Annotated in this window: 13 protein-coding genes and 1 pseudogene; 3 read left to right on the forward strand and 11 right to left on the reverse strand. The window is 60.2% G+C overall.

Annotation, left to right across the window (positions count from 1 at the left end; genetic code table 11):
- Positions 1 to 211: 211 nt before the first annotated feature.
- The 4 genes from CXK96_RS20470 to trmL all read right to left on the reverse strand — a co-directional run bounded on the left by CXK96_RS20470 (position 212) and on the right by trmL (position 3,218).
- Complete coding sequence (locus CXK96_RS20470) at positions 212 to 586, reverse strand: gamma-butyrobetaine hydroxylase-like domain-containing protein (protein ID WP_102838237.1); 375 nt, start codon at positions 584 to 586, stop codon at positions 212 to 214.
- Between the two features lie 60 nt (positions 587 to 646).
- Positions 647 to 1,993, reverse strand: coding sequence for an ATP-dependent protease ATPase subunit HslU (hslU, locus tag CXK96_RS20475; protein WP_102838238.1), 1,347 nt, complete (start codon positions 1,991 to 1,993; stop codon positions 647 to 649).
- Positions 1,994 to 2,021: 28 nt separating this feature from the next.
- On the reverse strand, positions 2,022 to 2,558 hold the full coding sequence (gene hslV / locus CXK96_RS20480) for an ATP-dependent protease subunit HslV (RefSeq protein ID WP_045431382.1): 537 nt from the start codon (positions 2,556 to 2,558) through the stop codon (positions 2,022 to 2,024).
- A gap of 198 nt (positions 2,559 to 2,756) precedes the next feature.
- A complete protein-coding gene (trmL, locus tag CXK96_RS20485) occupies positions 2,757 to 3,218 on the reverse strand; it encodes a tRNA (uridine(34)/cytosine(34)/5-carboxymethylaminomethyluridine(34)-2'-O)-methyltransferase TrmL (protein WP_102838239.1) in 462 nt (153 codons plus the stop codon).
- Here trmL and CXK96_RS20490 point away from each other — a divergent pair.
- The gene (locus tag CXK96_RS20490) at positions 3,217 to 3,672 is read left to right on the forward strand and encodes a hypothetical protein (protein WP_102838240.1); all 456 of its coding nucleotides are present in this window, start codon (positions 3,217 to 3,219) and stop codon (positions 3,670 to 3,672) included. The genes trmL and CXK96_RS20490 overlap by 2 nt on opposite strands.
- A 29-nt stretch (positions 3,673 to 3,701) precedes the next feature.
- Here CXK96_RS20490 and ntrC read toward each other — a convergent pair whose 3' ends face one another.
- From ntrC to glnA, 5 genes are all read right to left on the reverse strand, one after another.
- Positions 3,702 to 5,138: a nitrogen regulation protein NR(I) gene (gene ntrC / locus CXK96_RS20495; protein ID WP_102838241.1), complete on the reverse strand. Its 1,437-nt coding sequence runs from the start codon at positions 5,136 to 5,138 to the stop codon at positions 3,702 to 3,704.
- Positions 5,135 to 6,217 (reverse strand): nitrogen regulation protein NR(II), encoded by a 1,083-nt coding sequence (gene glnL / locus CXK96_RS20500; protein ID WP_102838242.1) that lies wholly within the window; start codon positions 6,215 to 6,217, stop codon positions 5,135 to 5,137. Before glnL ends, ntrC begins: the two co-directional genes overlap by 4 nt.
- A gap of 167 nt (positions 6,218 to 6,384) precedes the next feature.
- Positions 6,385 to 7,017, reverse strand: coding sequence for a DUF4124 domain-containing protein (locus tag CXK96_RS20505; protein WP_102838243.1), 633 nt, complete (start codon positions 7,015 to 7,017; stop codon positions 6,385 to 6,387).
- Positions 7,014 to 7,541 (reverse strand): DUF4124 domain-containing protein, encoded by a 528-nt coding sequence (locus CXK96_RS20510; RefSeq protein WP_102838244.1) that lies wholly within the window; start codon positions 7,539 to 7,541, stop codon positions 7,014 to 7,016. Before CXK96_RS20510 ends, CXK96_RS20505 begins: the two co-directional genes overlap by 4 nt.
- A 185-nt stretch (positions 7,542 to 7,726) precedes the next feature.
- On the reverse strand, positions 7,727 to 9,133 hold the full coding sequence (gene glnA, locus CXK96_RS20515; protein WP_102838245.1) for a glutamate--ammonia ligase: 1,407 nt from the start codon (positions 9,131 to 9,133) through the stop codon (positions 7,727 to 7,729).
- A 347-nt stretch (positions 9,134 to 9,480) separates the two neighbouring features.
- Here glnA and thiI point away from each other — a divergent pair, with 347 nt between their 5' ends.
- Both thiI and typA read left to right on the forward strand, forming a co-directional pair.
- Positions 9,481 to 10,935 carry a tRNA uracil 4-sulfurtransferase ThiI gene (gene thiI, locus CXK96_RS20520; RefSeq protein ID WP_102838246.1) on the forward strand — a complete coding sequence of 485 codons (1,455 nt, stop codon included), beginning with the start codon at positions 9,481 to 9,483 and terminating at the stop codon, positions 10,933 to 10,935.
- A gap of 165 nt (positions 10,936 to 11,100) precedes the next feature.
- Positions 11,101 to 12,921 carry a translational GTPase TypA gene (gene typA, locus CXK96_RS20525; RefSeq protein WP_102838247.1) on the forward strand — a complete coding sequence of 607 codons (1,821 nt, stop codon included), beginning with the start codon at positions 11,101 to 11,103 and terminating at the stop codon, positions 12,919 to 12,921.
- 264 nt (positions 12,922 to 13,185) lie between these two features.
- Here typA and CXK96_RS21065 read toward each other — a convergent pair whose 3' ends face one another.
- Both CXK96_RS21065 and tssA read right to left on the reverse strand, forming a co-directional pair.
- Entirely contained in the window at positions 13,186 to 13,383 is a 198-nt protein-coding gene (locus CXK96_RS21065; RefSeq protein WP_256061710.1) for a hypothetical protein, read from the reverse strand.
- 484 nt (positions 13,384 to 13,867) lie between these two features.
- A pseudogene (tssA, locus tag CXK96_RS20535) lies at positions 13,868 to 15,390 on the reverse strand (type VI secretion system protein TssA); the annotation flags it as partial.
- Positions 15,391 to 16,088 lie beyond the last annotated feature (698 nt).

Genomic DNA, 16,088 nt, shown 5'->3' on the forward strand with positions numbered 1-16,088 from the left:
GGCCGCAGCGCTATCTACGTCGCAGGCTCAAAGCCTAAGGGTGGATACGGCTTCCTGGCCTTCCCCCGATGATCAGTCGGGAACTATCACCCCAACATAGCGTGGTAGTCGAGATACAAGGGTGGATGTCGCTTTTTACATCCACCGCTCTGCTTGGTTTGTACCAGTGTTGGTGGATCGGTGAAGCGTGATCCACGCTACGGCCCAGCCGTTACAGCATCAGCTTGACCGGTGAGATGTCCGGGTCCCGGGACTTCCCAGCGGCTGCAAGTGCCTCGAGGTAATCCGCCCATATCTGCTCTTGATTGGTTGCCAACCGATAGAGGTAGTCCCAGGTGTACAGGCCGCTGTCATGGCCATCGCTAAAGGTCAGCTTCAACGCGTATTGTCCGGCCGGCTCGATGCCATCGAGTGCAACGTTGATCTTGCCGGTCTGCAGGATTGGATTACCGTGGTCCTGGACTTCGGCAGACGGCGAGTGCACCCGCAAAAACTCCGCCGGCAGCACGTAGCGCTGCTCGGGTCCGTACTCCAGTTCCAGCGTTTTCGATGTCTTGTGTAGTTTGATCGCGGTGGGGATGCGCATCGAGTGCTCCAGACAAAGGCGCCGGGTCGCGTTCAGCGAGACCCGGCGCAATCGCTTGCGTTAGAGAATGTAGCGCGACAGGTCTTCGTCCTCGGCCAGCTCACCGAGGTGGCTGTTGACGTAGGCTGTGTCGATGCGGATCGGCTCGCCGTTCTGCTGTCCGGCCAGGTCGCCGGCGCTGAACGAGACCTCTTCCAACAGCCGCTCGAGCAGCGTGTGCAAGCGTCGAGCGCCGATGTTCTCGGTTTTCTCGTTGACCTGCCAGGCGATCTCCGCCAGGCGCTTGATACCGTCCGCGGCGAATTCGATCCCTAGTCCTTCGGTCTTCAGCAGCTCGCGGTATTGTTCGGTCAGCGAGGCGTGCGGTTCAGTGAGGATGCGCTCGAAGTCTTCCGGCGACAGCGCCTTGAGCTCGACGCGGATCGGCAGGCGACCCTGCAACTCGGGCACCAGATCACTGGGCTTGGACAGGTGGAACGCGCCCGAGGCGATGAACAGGATATGGTCGGTCTTGACCATGCCCAGCTTGGTGTTGACCGTGCTGCCTTCGATCAGTGGCAGCAGATCGCGCTGAACGCCCTCGCGGGAAACGTCGGCACCGCTGGTGTTGCCGCGCTTGGCGACCTTGTCGATCTCGTCGATGAAGACGATGCCGTGTTGCTCGACGGCTTCCAGGGCGCGGGCTTTGAGCTCTTCCTCATTGACCAGCCGCGCGGCTTCTTCATCGCGGACCAGTTTGAGCGCGTCCTTGATCTTCAGCTTGCGACTCTTCGTCTTGCCTTTGCCCATATTGGAGAAGAGGCTCTGTAGCTGATTGGTCATCTCCTCCATGCCCGGAGGGGCCATGATCTCGACGCCGGCCGGGCTCTCGGCTACATCGATGTCGATTTCCTTGTCGTCCAGCTGGCCTTCTCGCAGGCGCTTGCGAAATAGCTGGCGCGTATTGGAATCGGTGCTCTGCGCGGGCTGATCTTCGTTGAAGCCGGCCGGCCGGGCCTGGGGCAGCAGCGCGTCGAGGATTCGATCTTCGGCAGCATCCTCAGCCCGATGGCGCATTTTGACCACTTCCTGTTCGCGCAGCATTTTCAGAGCGGCATCGGCGAGATCGCGGATGATTGATTCGACATCCCGGCCTACATAGCCAACCTCGGTGAACTTGGTCGCTTCAACCTTGATGAATGGCGCGTTGGCGAGCTTGGCCAGGCGCCGAGCGATCTCGGTCTTGCCCACGCCGGTGGGGCCGATCATCAGGATGTTTTTCGGGGTGACTTCGGGACGCAGCTCGGCGGAGAGCTGCATCCGCCGCCAGCGGTTGCGCAGGGCAATGGCGACGGCACGCTTGGCGTCGTCCTGGCCGATGATATGGCGGTTGAGTTCGTGGACGATCTCGCGGGGCGTCATGGACATGGTGCGGTACTCCGGGGCTCGAGGGCGATCAGATCGCGCTGTCGAGCTCCTCGATGGTGAGATTCTGGTTGGTGAAGACACAGATGGTGCCGGCAATGTTCAACGCGGTTTCGGTGATGTCTTGCGCGGACATGCTCTGATCACCTTTCTGCATCAGCGCCATTGCGGCGGCCTGGGCGAACCCACCACCGGAGCCCATGGCGATCAGGTCGTTTTCCGGCTGCACCACGTCGCCGTTGCCGGTGATGATCAGCGAGGCGTCTTTGTTGGCCACTGCCAGCATGGCTTCCAGGCGGCTCAGCGAACGGTCGGTCCGCCAGTCCTTGGCCAGTTCAACGGCGGCGCGCACAAGATGGCCCTGGTGCTTCTCCAGCTGACCTTCGAATCGCTCGAACAGAGTGAAGGCGTCAGCGGTGGCACCCGCGAAGCCCGCCAGGACCTGGCCGTGGTAGAGGCGCCGGACCTTCTTGGCGTTGCCTTTCATGACGGTATTGCCGAGGGAAACCTGGCCGTCGCCGCCCATGACGACTTTGCCGTTGCGGCGTACTGAAACGATGGTGGTCAAAGGAAAAATCTCCACGCAGCGGGGCGATGAATGCCCGAATGCGCTTGATATGGGGGACGCTGCCGCGCATTTCAACCGATGCGAGGGAATCACGTCCCGCCCCCCTTATGAGCCCGTAGAGCGGCGCGAGGCAGCTTGCCGTGCAGGCAGAGCTGAGCGCGAGTGAGCGCCGAGCAACACACGCCTGGCGGGGCGGCGCTATTGCAATGCGAAATCCAGCTGTCGCCAAGCCTCGTAGACGGCGACGGCTACGGTGTTTGACAGGTTCAGGCTGCGGCTGTCGGGACGCATTGGCAAACGCAGGCGCTGCTCGTTGGGCAGTGCGTCGCGGATCTCCGGCGGCAAGCCGCGACTTTCCGGGCCGAACAGGAAGGCATCGCCGCGCTGGAATCTGACCTCATGAAACGGCTGCGAACCTTTGGTGGTGAAGGCAAACAGGCGAGGGTGGCCGAGGCTTTCGAGGCAGCTGTCGAGGTCGGCGTGTCGCTTGAGCGGCGCATACTCGTGATAATCCAGCCCGGCGCGGCGCAGCCGCTTGTCATCCAGTTCGAAGCCCAAAGGCTCGATCAGATGCAGGCTGCAACCGGCATTGGCGCAGAGCCTGATAATGTTGCCGGTATTCGGCGGAATTTCCGGTTGAAAAAGGATTACATGAAACATGCGCGGCACCGACTCTGAAAACGACCGGCATTCTACTGCGGCAGGCGGCCCTGCGGCTGACGACCCGCTACCGCGCATTCGCCGGCGCTTTTTTGGCTCGCTGGTGCTGCTCGGGCTGTTGTTCGGCTCGTTTCTCGGCCACGTCTTTCGGCCGGGACCGGTTGAGTTGTTGCGTATCGAGCCTGTCGCGAGGGGCTTGCAGTTATGGTTCAGCCGCGAGCCGGAGGTCTACAGCCAGGACGTTGATGGCGCGGTCGGAATGCTCTTCCAGTCCAAGGGCAATGCAGATGCCGGGCGTGTGGAAATCGAGGGCGGCAGTGCGGGGTGGCGCGTGCAATCAACCGAGAAGGGGTTGTTGCTGCATTTCGTGGCGACCCGACCGCTGATAGCCAGCTGGTCGGGTGAAAAAGCCGATGGCGAGTGGCGCTTGCTGATCGAGGTCAAACCGCGCTGAAGCGAACCCGCCTATCCGCCGTTGCCGACTCAGGCCTCGTCTCCCTCGTCCTCGTCAGCGCTGTCCCCGCCCATGCCCAGCTCCTTGATCTTGCGCGTCAGCGTATTTCGGCCCCAGCCCAGCAGCAGGGCCGCATCGCGGCGCCGACCGGCGGTGTGCTTGAGTGCTGTCTCGATCATGATGCGCTCGAATGCCGGTACCGCCTCGTCGAGCAGATTCGACTGGCCGCGAGCCAGCGCCAGGTCCGCCCAATGGCGCAGCGCCTGCTCCCAGTTGTTCGATGGCATGGCATCGGCCGGCTGATTGAGCAGCTCCGGGGGCAGGTCGTCGACATGCACCTCCCGCCCGGACGCCATTACTGTGATCCAGCGGCAGGTATTTTCCAGTTGGCGAACGTTGCCTGGCCACGGCAGATTCTGCAGGTATTCCTCGGTTTCCGGCTTGAGCAGCTTGGTTTCGACTGCCAGCTCGGTAGCGGCACTGGCGAGGAAGTGTGAGGCCAGCGTCGGGATGTCTTCGCGGCGGTCGGACAGCCGCGGGATATGGATGCGAATGACGTTCAGTCGATGGAACAGGTCTTCGCGAAATTTACCGGCCTGGACCAGGGTTTCCAGGTCCTGGTGGGTCGCGGCAATGATGCGCACATCGACTTTGACCGGTGTATGGCCGCCGACTCGATAGAACTCGCCGTCAGCCAGTACGCGCAAGAGTCGGGTCTGGGTGTCGGCGGGCATGTCGCCGATTTCGTCCAGGAACAGGGTGCCGCCATCGGCCTGCTCGAAGCGGCCGCGACGCTGGTTGGCGGCGCCGGTGAAGGCGCCTTTTTCGTGACCGAACAGCTCCGACTCCATCAGATCCTTGGGAATCGCGGCCATGTTCAGCGCGATAAACGGGGAGGCCGAACGCGGGCTGTGCCGGTGCAGGGCGTGAGCGACCAGTTCTTTACCGGTGCCGGACTCGCCATTGATCAGGACCGTGATGTTGGAGTGCGAGAGGCGCCCAATCGCGCGGAACACCTCCTGCATTGCCGGCGCTTCGCCGATGATTTCTGTCGTTTGGCGCTGGTCGGCAGGCGCTTTGAGCCCTTGTTGTTCTTTCGCGTGCTGATTGGCGCGCTTGACCAGGGACACAGCCTCATCGACGTCGAAGGGCTTGGGCAGGTATTCAAACGCACCGCCCTGGTAGGAAGCCACCGCGCTGTCGAGGTCCGAGTGCGCGGTCATGATGATCACCGGCAGGCGCGGATAGAGATCACGGATCTGTGCCAGCATGTCGAGACCGCTGACACCGGGCATGCGGATGTCGGAAATGATCACGTCCGGCTGCTGCCGCGCGAGCTTCGCCAGTACGCCATCGGCACTGTCGAAGCTTTGAGTCGTCATGCCCTCCTGCTGCAGGGCTTTCTCCAAAACCCAACGGATGGAGCGGTCATCGTCGACAATCCAGACAGTTTCGCTGCGGCTCATGCGGTTGGTGCTCCTTGTTCCAGCGGCAGGAAGATCGAGAACGCGGTATGCCCGGGATGGCTTTCGCATTCGATCAGACCCTGGTGCTGACTGATGATGTTCTGGGTAATGGCCAAGCCGAGCCCGGTGCCGTCTGGGCGACCGCTGACCATTGGGTAGAAAAGGGTGTTCTGGAGCTCGGCAGGGATGCCTGGCCCGTTGTCGATGATTTCGATCCGCGCCACGAGGCGATGGCGAATGTGGCCGATGGTGAATTGGCGCAGCGAACGAGTGCGTAGGGTCAACCGGCCCAGGCCCAATTCGGATTGCCCGGCGAGCGCCTGCATGGCATTGCGCATGATATTGAGCACGGCCTGAATCATCTGTGCGCGGTCCATCAGGACCTCGGGAATGCTTGGGTCGTAGTCGCGCACCAAAATGAGGCTGCCCTGGCACTCGGCTTCTATCAGGCTGGCGACATGCTCGAGAACCTCGTGAATGTTGGTCATCGCCAGCGAGGGGAGCTTGTTCGAACCGAGCATGCGGTCCACCAGGTTTCGCAGGCGGTCAGCCTCTTCGATGATGACCTCGGTGTAGTCCTTGAGGTGCTCCTCGGGCAACTCGCGAGCCAGCAGCTGAGCGGCACCGCGTATGCCACCGAGCGGATTCTTGATCTCATGGGCGAGGCCGCGAACCAGCATCTTGGTGGTTTCCTGCTTTGACAGCTGTGCCTCTTCCTTGGTGATGCGCAGCAGTCGGTCACGCGGTAGGACCTCCAGCAGCAGCATGGTCTCCTGCTTTGTCAGTACCGGCGTCACCGCGTAGTCCACGGTTAGCGTCTGTCCGCTGGCGGAGGTCAGCGTCGCTTCGCGCTTGGTGAAGGGGTGCGCTTCTTCCACAGCCAGCCGCAACGCAGCCAGGGCCTCGGAGGATTCAGTAAAGAGCTCGCTGATGAATTGCCCGTGACTGCGCTGGCCGCTGACTGCCAGCAGCATCTCGGCAGCCGGGTTCATATATTCCAGGCGCAACCGCGAATTCAGCAAAAGGGTGGCGGTGGTGAGATTCTCGATCAGCAGGCGCTGTAGGGCTTCGTTGATCATGGCAGTCTGCATCCGGGGTGTGAGTCAGGAAATGCAAGAAGCAAACCAATGCGCTCCTTTTCGGCGCGGCACCGCTGGCACTGGCGCTCCAGCGCGGGGCATCGCTCGAGAAGGGCGACGCTAAACCAGATGGCTGAATCAGTGCACCAGTAAGGTGCATAGAGTGGTCACAGAAAGGGCACGAATGGAATATCTTTCTTTTCCTTGGGCTTATCCTTCAGCGGACACTCCGGGCGGACACCGTAATCCGCCTTCCTGCATGGGTTGACCATTCGGCGTTGCGCAAGAGAGGTGCGCATCATGTGGAACGCGCGTGGCTCGCTGGACTGTACGCTTTCGCCCTGACTGTCGATCACTTCGACCACCAGCTGGTGGCTGCCTCGGTCGATATTCTGCAAAGTCAGAACAGGCCTCTCACCGGGTGCGCGTGCGGGCGCACCGTCGAGTAGCAAACGATACTGATGGCCCGGATGAAGAGGCGGCTGACTGGTTACGCTGACTGCCAGCTCGCCGGCGTTGTTGCGGATGGTGGCGTCGGGAGCTGGTTGCACGATATCGAGCAAGATATAGCTGGGCGCGGTGGCTTTGAGGACCTTAACCGCTTGCTTCGGGGGTGGTAGGGGCTGGGCGGCCATCGTATTGGCGGGTTTGGTCTCTACCTGTTCGACCGCACGACCGTCGGGGCGGTCGGTAAAGACCCGATTGCCTTCGGCGTCGATATAGCTGTAGATCGCCGCGCTCGCAGGTAGCGTACACGCCAGTAACAGTCCGACCAGTCCAAACCGCGAGAGGCGCATCATCGACGCGCAGGGCTGGAGGTGTGGACGCGCTGCACGGTGAATTGCTCTTCGGCTTGTTGCACGACCTGCCCACCGCTGAGCACCTGGACTTCCAGCAGATGAGTTCCGCGATCCACGTTTACCAGCTGAAGTGCGGTCGTGCTGCTAGGTTCTGCCTGGGGAACGCCATCGAGCAGGAAGCGGATCTGGTGTCCTTGCTTTAGCGGCGGATCGAGCTGGGCGTTGACGACAAAGGTGCCGCTGTTGGCGCGCAACGCCTGCTCATCCGGGATGCCGCCAATCGCGAGGCTTCGATAGGGCTGCTGTTGACCCTCGCTGCTTTGCTCGTTGGCTAGCGGCGGCGGGGCGTCGGGTGTCTTGATGTTCACGGTGTTGGCGGGTGGGAGATCGACAGCGTTTGCCTCGACGCCTTCCGGAGGTTGATTGGTGAAGACGGTGTTGCCCTTGTCGTCAGTGTATTTGTAGATCTGCGCCATGGCGGGAGCCATGAGGACGAGTAGCACGCTGAACAATGCAATGCGCATGGGAAGCTCCGCGGTAGGGATGACTGGAAGCCTTGCACCGCGCAGGCGGCTAGGCAAGTGCGACCGTTGGGATTTGAGATCGGCGCCACTTCGGTCGCTTGTCGCAACGTCGGTATCACAGGCTAGTGACATCGCAGAAACGAAAAAGCCTCCCGAAGGAGGCCTTTTCTGTCACGCGGACTGGCTTAGACGCTGTAGTACAGGTCGTATTCCAGCGGGTGAACGAAGGTACGGACCTTGATTTCTTCCTCGCTCTTCAGCTCGAGGTAGGCGTCGATGAAGTCATCGGAGAACACGCCGCCCTTGGTCAGGAACGCACGGCCCTTGTCGAGTTCTTCCAGGGCTTCCTTCAGGCTGCCGCAAACCTGCGGGATCAGCTTGCCTTCTTCCGGCGGCAGATCGTAGAGGTTCTTGTCAGCGGCATCGCCAGGGTGAATCTTGTTCTGGATGCCGTCCAGGCCAGCCATCAGCAGTGCGGCGAAGCACAGGTAAGGGTTGGCAGCCGGATCCGGGAAGCGCGCTTCGATACGGCGGGCTTTCGGGCTGGAAACGTACGGGATACGGATCGAGGCGGAACGGTTACGAGCCGAGTAGGCCAGCATGACCGGCGCTTCGAAGCCCGGAACCAGACGCTTGTACGAGTTGGTCGACGGGTTGGTGAAGCCGTTCAGAGCCTTACCATGCTTGATGATGCCGCCAATGAAGTACAGAGCGGTCTCGGACAGGCCGGCATAGCCTTCACCTGCGAAGGTGTTTTTGCCGTCTTTGGAGATCGACATGTGCACGTGCATGCCCGATCCGTTGTCGCCATACAGCGGCTTCGGCATGAAGGTAGCGGTCTTGCCGTAGACATCAGCCACGTTGTGCACGCAGTACTTCAGGGTCTGAACTTCGTCAGCCTTGTTGACCAGCGTGTTGAACTTGACGCCGATTTCGTTCTGACCAGCGGTCGCCACTTCGTGGTGATGCACTTCGACGACCAGGCCCATCTCTTCCATGGCGTTGCACATGGCAGTACGGATTTCGTGGTCGTGGTCGCACGGCGGAACGGGGAAGTAGCCACCCTTCACGGCCGGACGATGGCCCTTGTTGCCGCCTTCGACGTCCTGGTCGGTCATCCAGGAACCCTGTTCAGAGTAGATCTTGAACATGGAGCCCGAGATGTCGGACTTGAATTTGACCTGGTCGAAGATGAAGAACTCAGGCTCCGGGCCGACGAATACGGTGTCGCCGATGCCGGTGGACTTGAGGAACTCCTCGGCGCGCTTGGCGATGGAGCGCGGGTCGCGGTCGTAGCCCTGCATGGTGCTCGGCTCGACGATGTCGCAGACCAGAATCAGGGTCGGCTCTTCGGTGAACGGATCCAGTACAGCAGTTTCATCGACCGGCATCAGGATCATGTCGGAGGCTTCGATGCCCTTCCAGCCATGGATGGACGAGCCGTCGAACATCTTGCCGTGCTCGAAGAAGTCTTCATCGTGGGCGTCGCGCGCCGGAACGGTCACGTGATGCTGCTTGCCCTTGGTATCGGTGAAGCGCAGATCAATCCACTTCACATCGTAATCTTTGATCAGTTGAAGCGACTTCGACATGGTGCTCTCCAAGTGGTGGAAGCGTTGACAGATAAGCTTCCGGAATCTAGGGGGTGAAGCCGAGCGGGCGATACTCCGTCAAGGCGACCTGCCTCACAAGGGAGCAAATTGCATGCCAGTGCTCCGAGATGGTTCCGGGTGGGCTTGCAAGGGCCGTTTGACGTGCTTGTTGCCATTTGTCGGCGCTGCGCCCCGGTGTTTGTGCGCTAAATCAGTGCGGCTAAGTGCGGCTGTGGTCCATTTAGGTGCAAAGTCAGGCGATCCGATAAAACTGACTAAAGCTTGATCAAATTCCGATATACTCCGCCCCCCTCTTTTCGCGCCATGCTGGCGCTGCGCTGTTTTCCATGAAGCTGATCGTCAAGGTTTTCCCCGAAATCACCATTAAGAGCCCGCCGGTACGCAAGGGCTTCATTCGTCAATTGGCGAAGAACATCCGTACCGTGCTGCGCGACCTCGATCCCGAATTGCGGGTGGAAGGGGTGTGGGACAACGTTGAGGTGGAAACTGCGCTCAGCGACGCGAAAACCCTGCAGCAGATGATCGAGCGCCTGCGTTGTACGCCGGGCATCGCGCATTGCCTGGAGGTACATGAGTACCCGCTGGGCGATCTGGACGACATCCTCGCCAAGTGCAAAGCGCACTATGATGACCGTCTGCCGGGCAAGATCTTCGCCGTGCGCTGCAAGCGAGCTGGAAAGCACCCATTCAGCTCGATGGATGTGGAACGATATGTTGGCAGCGAGCTTCGCCAACAGTGCGACGCTGCGGGCATCTCGCTCAAAACACCGGAAGTCGAAGTGCGGATGGAAATCCGCGACCAGCGCCTGTTTGTCGTGCATGCTCAGCATGACGGCATTGGCGGCTACCCGCTGGGCGCGTTGGAGCAGACCCTAGTGCTGATGTCCGGCGGTTTCGATTCCACCGTAGCGGCCTATCAGATGATGCGCCGCGGGCTGATGACTCATTTCTGCTTCTTCAATCTGGGTGGCCGCGCCCATGAGCTGGGTGTGATGGAAGTTGCGCACTACTTATGGAAGAAGTACGGCAGTTCGCACCGGGTACTGTTTATCAGTGTGCCCTTCGAGGAAGTCGTCGGTGAGATCCTTGAGAAAGTCGACGATAGCCAAATGGGCGTCGTGCTCAAGCGTATGATGCTGCGGGTGTCGACCCAGATTGCTGAGCGGCTGCACATCGACGCCTTGGTCACCGGTGAGGCCATTTCCCAGGTTTCCAGCCAGACTCTGCCGAACTTGTCGGTGATCGATTCAGCCACCGACATGCTGGTGCTGCGGCCGCTGATCGCCAGCCACAAGCAGGACATTATCGACACCGCCTTCGAGATAGGCACCGCCGAGTTCGCCAAGAACATGCCCGAGTACTGTGGCGTGATTTCGAAGAATCCGACGACCAAGGCCAAGCGCTACCGCATCGAACATGAAGAAAAACAGTTCGACATGGCGGTGCTCGAGCGAGCCATGGCGAACACGCGCCAGGTGGCCATTGATCGAGTGATCGACGAGCTGGGCCAGGATTTGCAAGTTGAAGAAGTCATCGAGGCGAGCGCCGGGCAGGTAGTGCTAGACATCCGCCACCCTGACCTCGCCGAGGACGAACCTCTGCAACTGCAGGGCATCGAAGTGCATACGCTGCCGTTCTATGCGCTGAACAACCGCTTCAAGGAGCTGGATGAGAACCGCCAGTACCTGCTGTATTGCGATAAAGGTGTCATGAGCCGCCTGCATGCTCATCATTTGTTGAGCGAGGGGCATGTCAATGTGCGCGTTTATCGTCCGAGCTAAACAGCCCGGCCTGCTGGGCGGCAGTATCCGCCACCGCCCTCCCGACCCGCTTCGCGGCTGAATTGCTGCGACACGTCGTAACGAACCTTCATCTTCATCCATTTTTCGCGTTGGGCCGCTCGATGCATTTGCCGGGCAGCCCGACCCAACTACGAGACCACTACTGTGATCGATAATCTACGCAACATCGCCATCATTGCTCACGTTGACCATGGCAAAACTACCCTGGTCGACAAGCTCCTGCGCCAGTCCGGCACCCTGGAGCGCGGTGAGCTCAACGACGAGCGCGTGATGGACTCCAACGACCAGGAAAAGGAACGCGGCATCACCATCCTGGCCAAGAACACCGCTATCAAGTGGAACGACTACCGCATCAACATCGTCGACACCCCCGGCCACGCCGACTTCGGCGGTGAAGTCGAGCGCGTGATGTCGATGGTCGACTCCGTACTGCTGCTGGTCGACGCCCAGGACGGCCCGATGCCGCAAACCCGTTTCGTGACCAAGAAGGCCTTCGAAGCCGGCCTGCGCCCGATCGTCGTAATCAACAAGGTCGACCGTCCGGGCGCGCGTCCTGACTGGGTTCTGGACCAGATCTTCGACCTGTTCGACAACCTCGGCGCCACCGAAGAGCAGCTGGACTTCCAGGTTGTCTACGCGTCGGCCCTGAACGGCATCGCCGGTCTGGATCACACCGACATGGCCGAAGACATGACCCCGCTCTACCAGGCGATTGTTGACCACGTACCCGCTCCGAAGGTCGACATCGACGGCCCGTTCCAGATGCAGATTTCAGCTCTGGACTACAACAGCTTCCTCGGCATTATCGGCGTAGGCCGTATCGCCCGTGGTCGCGTCAAGCCCAACACCCCGGTTACCGCCATCGACATGCATGGCAAGAAGCGTAACGGCCGTATCCTCAAGCTCATGGGTCACCACGGTCTGCACCGTGTTGACGTCGAAGAAGCCACTGCCGGCGACATCGTTTGCATCAGCGGTATGGATGAACTGTTCATCTCCGACACCCTGTGCGACCAGAATAACGTCGAAGCGATGAAGCCGCTGACCGTTGACGAGCCGACCGTTTCCATGACCTTTCAGGTCAACGATTCGCCGTTCTGCGGCAAGGAAGGCAAGTTCGTCACCAGCCGTAACATCAAGGACCGTCTGGACAAAGAGCTGCTGTACAACGTGGCGCTGCGCGTTGAAGAAGGCGACTCGGCTGACAAGTTCAAGGTTTCCGGCCGTGGTGAATTGCACCTGTCGGTACTGATCGAGAACATGCGCCGTGAAGGCTTCGAGATGGGCGTAGGCCGTCCTGAAGTGATCATTCGTGAAGTCGACGGCGCCAAGCACGAGCCGTTCGAGAACGTCACCATCGACATTCCTGAAGAAGCGCAGGGCAAGGTCATGGAAGAGATGGGCCTGCGTAAGGGCGACCTGAGCAACATGGTGCCGGATGGCAAAGGCCGTGTTCGCCTGGAATACAACATCCCGGCCCGTGGTCTGATCGGTTTCCGTAACCAGTTCCTGACCATCACCAACGGCGCCGGCATCCTGACCTCGATCTTCGACCGTTACGACGTGATGAAGTCCGGCCACATGTCCGGCCGCCAGAACGGCGTACTGGTATCGATCGATACCGGCAAAGCGCTGACCTACTCCCTAGAAACCCTACAAGCGCGCGGCAAGCTGTTCGTCGAGCACGGCCAGGAAATCTACAACGGTCAGATCGTCGGCCTGAACAGCCGCGACAACGACATGGGCGTTAACCCAACCAAGGGCAAGAAGCTCGACAACATGCGCGCTTCGGGCAAGGACGAAACCATCGCCCTGGTTCCGCCAGTCCGCTTCACCCTCGAGCAGGCTCTGGAATTCATCCAGGACGACGAGCTGTGCGAAGTGACGCCGAAATCGATCCGTCTTCGCAAGAAGATCCTCGACGAAGGCGAGCGTAACCGCGCTGCGAAGAAAGCCAAGGCTTGATCTAGGCCTAGCTGACTAAAAGCCCCCGCCGGCGAGAGCCGACGGGGGCTTTTTCGTTGCCGCAACTCAGGCGCGCAGCCTGTTAGCCTTTCATCGGTTGATGCGGCGCGCATCGGTTATCTACAGGCTCAATCGCTTAGATATTCGTAGCAAGTCCACCGCGGGCTACGCTCGAACCCTGTCTCGACATTCGCTTGGTGTTTGGGCGCCAGCAGCAATTGCAGCCTCGCCGGCGATACGGCTGGCGGTGCCGACCAGCTTCAGCTAATCGATCACCCCGGCGCCGCCCTGGCGAGCCATATGGGTGCCGCTAAAGCTGCGGCTCTGGCTGTCGGCACCATCGATGGCCGCCACGCCCAGTTGCGGCAACACACACTGCTGAGCACGCCGCAAACGGGCGCCGGCGCTGTTGAAGTAGTTCTGCTCGATAGCGGTCAAACTCAGCCCCGCGTACCGGTCCACCAAGCGTCATCCCGCGGTACCCGCGCCGACTCGGCCGCGAGCAGGTCGTACCAGTGCGTCGGGCCGGCCAGGATTCGCTCGTAGCCTGGTATTAGTCGTTAGCCTGTTCCTGGGGCACCGGCCGGCAGGTTACGACCGGTCAGCTGCTCGGGCTTGTCGAGTGCTGCCTGTAACGCGGCCTGGCTGAGGTCGCTGGTCGCCGCATAGGCCTCCATCCCGGCGCCAGCGTCGTCACGGCTAACGCTACATGGCGACGCACCCGCTAGCGCTCGCTGGTTCCTGCACATGGCGCAGCGACTAGAATTCGGCTGTCGAGTGCGAGGCTGCGAAGCGGTGTTGCAGCCTTTTGCTGGAAGCGAACATCGGATCCTCTCTGGCTGGAGGCATAGATAGGAGTATGGATACAACGTTGGGAGCGGAGCAATCGTGGGTGAGTCTGGAATGCCAAGACTTCGTCGAAGCTGTTCTTGTCGATGGCGATCGGCTTGCGGTCTTCGATCTTGCGATCGTCAGGGCGCTGAGTGAAGTCGCCGAGCACCATCAATTTCAGCGGGAGCTCCAACTCTTCCTGAGCGCCGCCGGTCGAGGGCTTAAAGGCCTGTGCCTGCAGCGTCTGATCGAGCGATTCGAGCTGGGTTCTGGCCAGATCGTATTTTTTGGCCTGGAAGCACAAGCGGGCCAACGTCAGTTGCCAGAAGAAACGCTCACGCCCGCCTCGCGCCTGGTTAAGCCCGAGCTTCAGCTTTTGTACAGCGCTCTTGGGGCCGTCTTTGCGCAAATGCGGCAGAACGTGCTGCAGCGCTTCTTCCCAGGCGGGCGTCGCACCGCCCTGGTTATTGACTGCTTCGCTTGGGGCTTGTGCGGGCTGTACGAGCGGCATCACCCTAGCGCTGATCCAGGCGCGGGTTTCGGCATCGGCGAAAGGGGCGCCATCATGAAAGCGCAGTTCGTCGAGGCCCCGCATGCGTTGATAGGAATAGCGCGAGCTGGATCTCAACCTCCCGCATCGCCTTTTCTGCGTCGAGTTCGCTCAAGCATTCCCAGGCTAGGCGCTGGCCGTCGAGCCAGAACGGGGCCCGCGCTATGCTCGCCTCGAGATCTGCTAGCAGATCAGCATAGAGTCCTTGTGCGAAGCGCTCGCGATAGCTGGCAAACTTGTCTGCCGGGACGCCGCGTAGGGCGGTGATCTGCTCGGCGTTACGCTCCGGCAGGATGTCGATCGGCAGCCATAGCAGCGTCCGCGCCAGGCGAAGCGGCTTTAGGTCGGTAGCTTTCTGCTTAAGCCGCCAGCTGCACAGTGGGCGGGCCTGGTCTTGCAGGCTACGCAGGCTTTTGTGCGTGTCCTTTTCATGCTCGACTGGTGCAGTTGAGTTAAAGACCTGAGCAGCGGCTTGTTTGACCTGGGCTATGGCTGCGCCGACGGGCCCCGGGTGCGGATGGGCATTGCCGGCACGCTTAACCATTTCGTCGAGGCGTCGGCAGAGAGGCAGAAGCAAAGGGGCGTGTGTGCCTAGATGGCTAGCAAGGCAGCTCTCAAGGTTTCGTAGTTCAACTGCAACCTGTTCGAACAACGAAAACTGCTCGCCCCTCGGAACATGATCTGCCAGCACCTGCTCCAGGCGTGGCACCAGCCAGCTAACGACTGCTGCTCGGAGTGCGTGGTTTAAGAGGATGGATTTCGTTCCAGTGATCTCGGCACAGGCGGCCGACCATGGCGAGACCGGCATGGAGGCCAACGAACGAATCCTGCTGATACATGCTCCAGGTGAGCCAAGACGCTAGTTTTAGGTCTTTAGTCCTTGTTGCTAAGAGATGTTCGCTGCCATTACGAATGACTTCCCAATCTACAGCCCCGGCGACGTGAACAGAGGAAGCTTTGCCTAGCTCTTGCTCAAGTACTTCGTGCTCGGGCGCGTAGCGAGCGTCTTCGCCTGCGAAAGAAACTGCTGCTATGGGAGAGTTGGCTAGCTCAAGATAACGAGCTGCCAGCTGGGTAGAGAACACCATTCCATGACTCAACTGGTTCCAGCAGGCAGCTACGCTGCATTGCTGGGCGCTTCATGCGCGGTAATTACTGCGTATATGTGCGCCTTGAGGGGCGCATCTTAGGCGTAGCCTCTCGTGGTGACTGTGAAGTGGTTTCCAGCTAGCGGTGTGCTAGCCCTTCGGTCCGGCAATGGATGTCCAATATGTGTAGCAGTTAACTACTCAGCAGGCTTTTGCGGCGAACCTTAACCGCCAACGGTGGTTCGCCTTGCCTCTTCTAGCATCGCCATAACTCCATGTCGTATGCCTCTATATAATGATGGTTTCATAGGGGCTGAGTCAGAAATACGTGGACGGTGAAAAAACTAAAAACAACCGTTGACGCGAGAATCTGAGTGCCTATAATGCGCACCTTCTCCGGCGCAGGCCTTTGGCGAAACCTCTTGTAAATCAAGAAGTTAGCGAAAATAAAGGCTTGCACGGATGGCGAATTCGAGTAGAATGCGCCGGGCTGGCAGGGAGGTGGTTTGGCTCTGTTAGTGGCTTCGGTCAGGTTGATCGGGAGCGGTTGAAAGAGGTGGTTGACAGCGGTTTTGAACGCTGTATGATTCGCCTCCCGCTGACGAGAGACGCTAGGTTGATCGGAAGCGCAAGCGGTTGAGAAGAAAGAAAAACTTCTTCAAAAACAGCTTGACGAGAAACAAGGCTGCTGTAGAATG

This window comes from Stutzerimonas stutzeri (assembly GCF_002890895.1).
Taxonomy (GTDB): domain Bacteria; phylum Pseudomonadota; class Gammaproteobacteria; order Pseudomonadales; family Pseudomonadaceae; genus Stutzerimonas; species Stutzerimonas stutzeri_AB.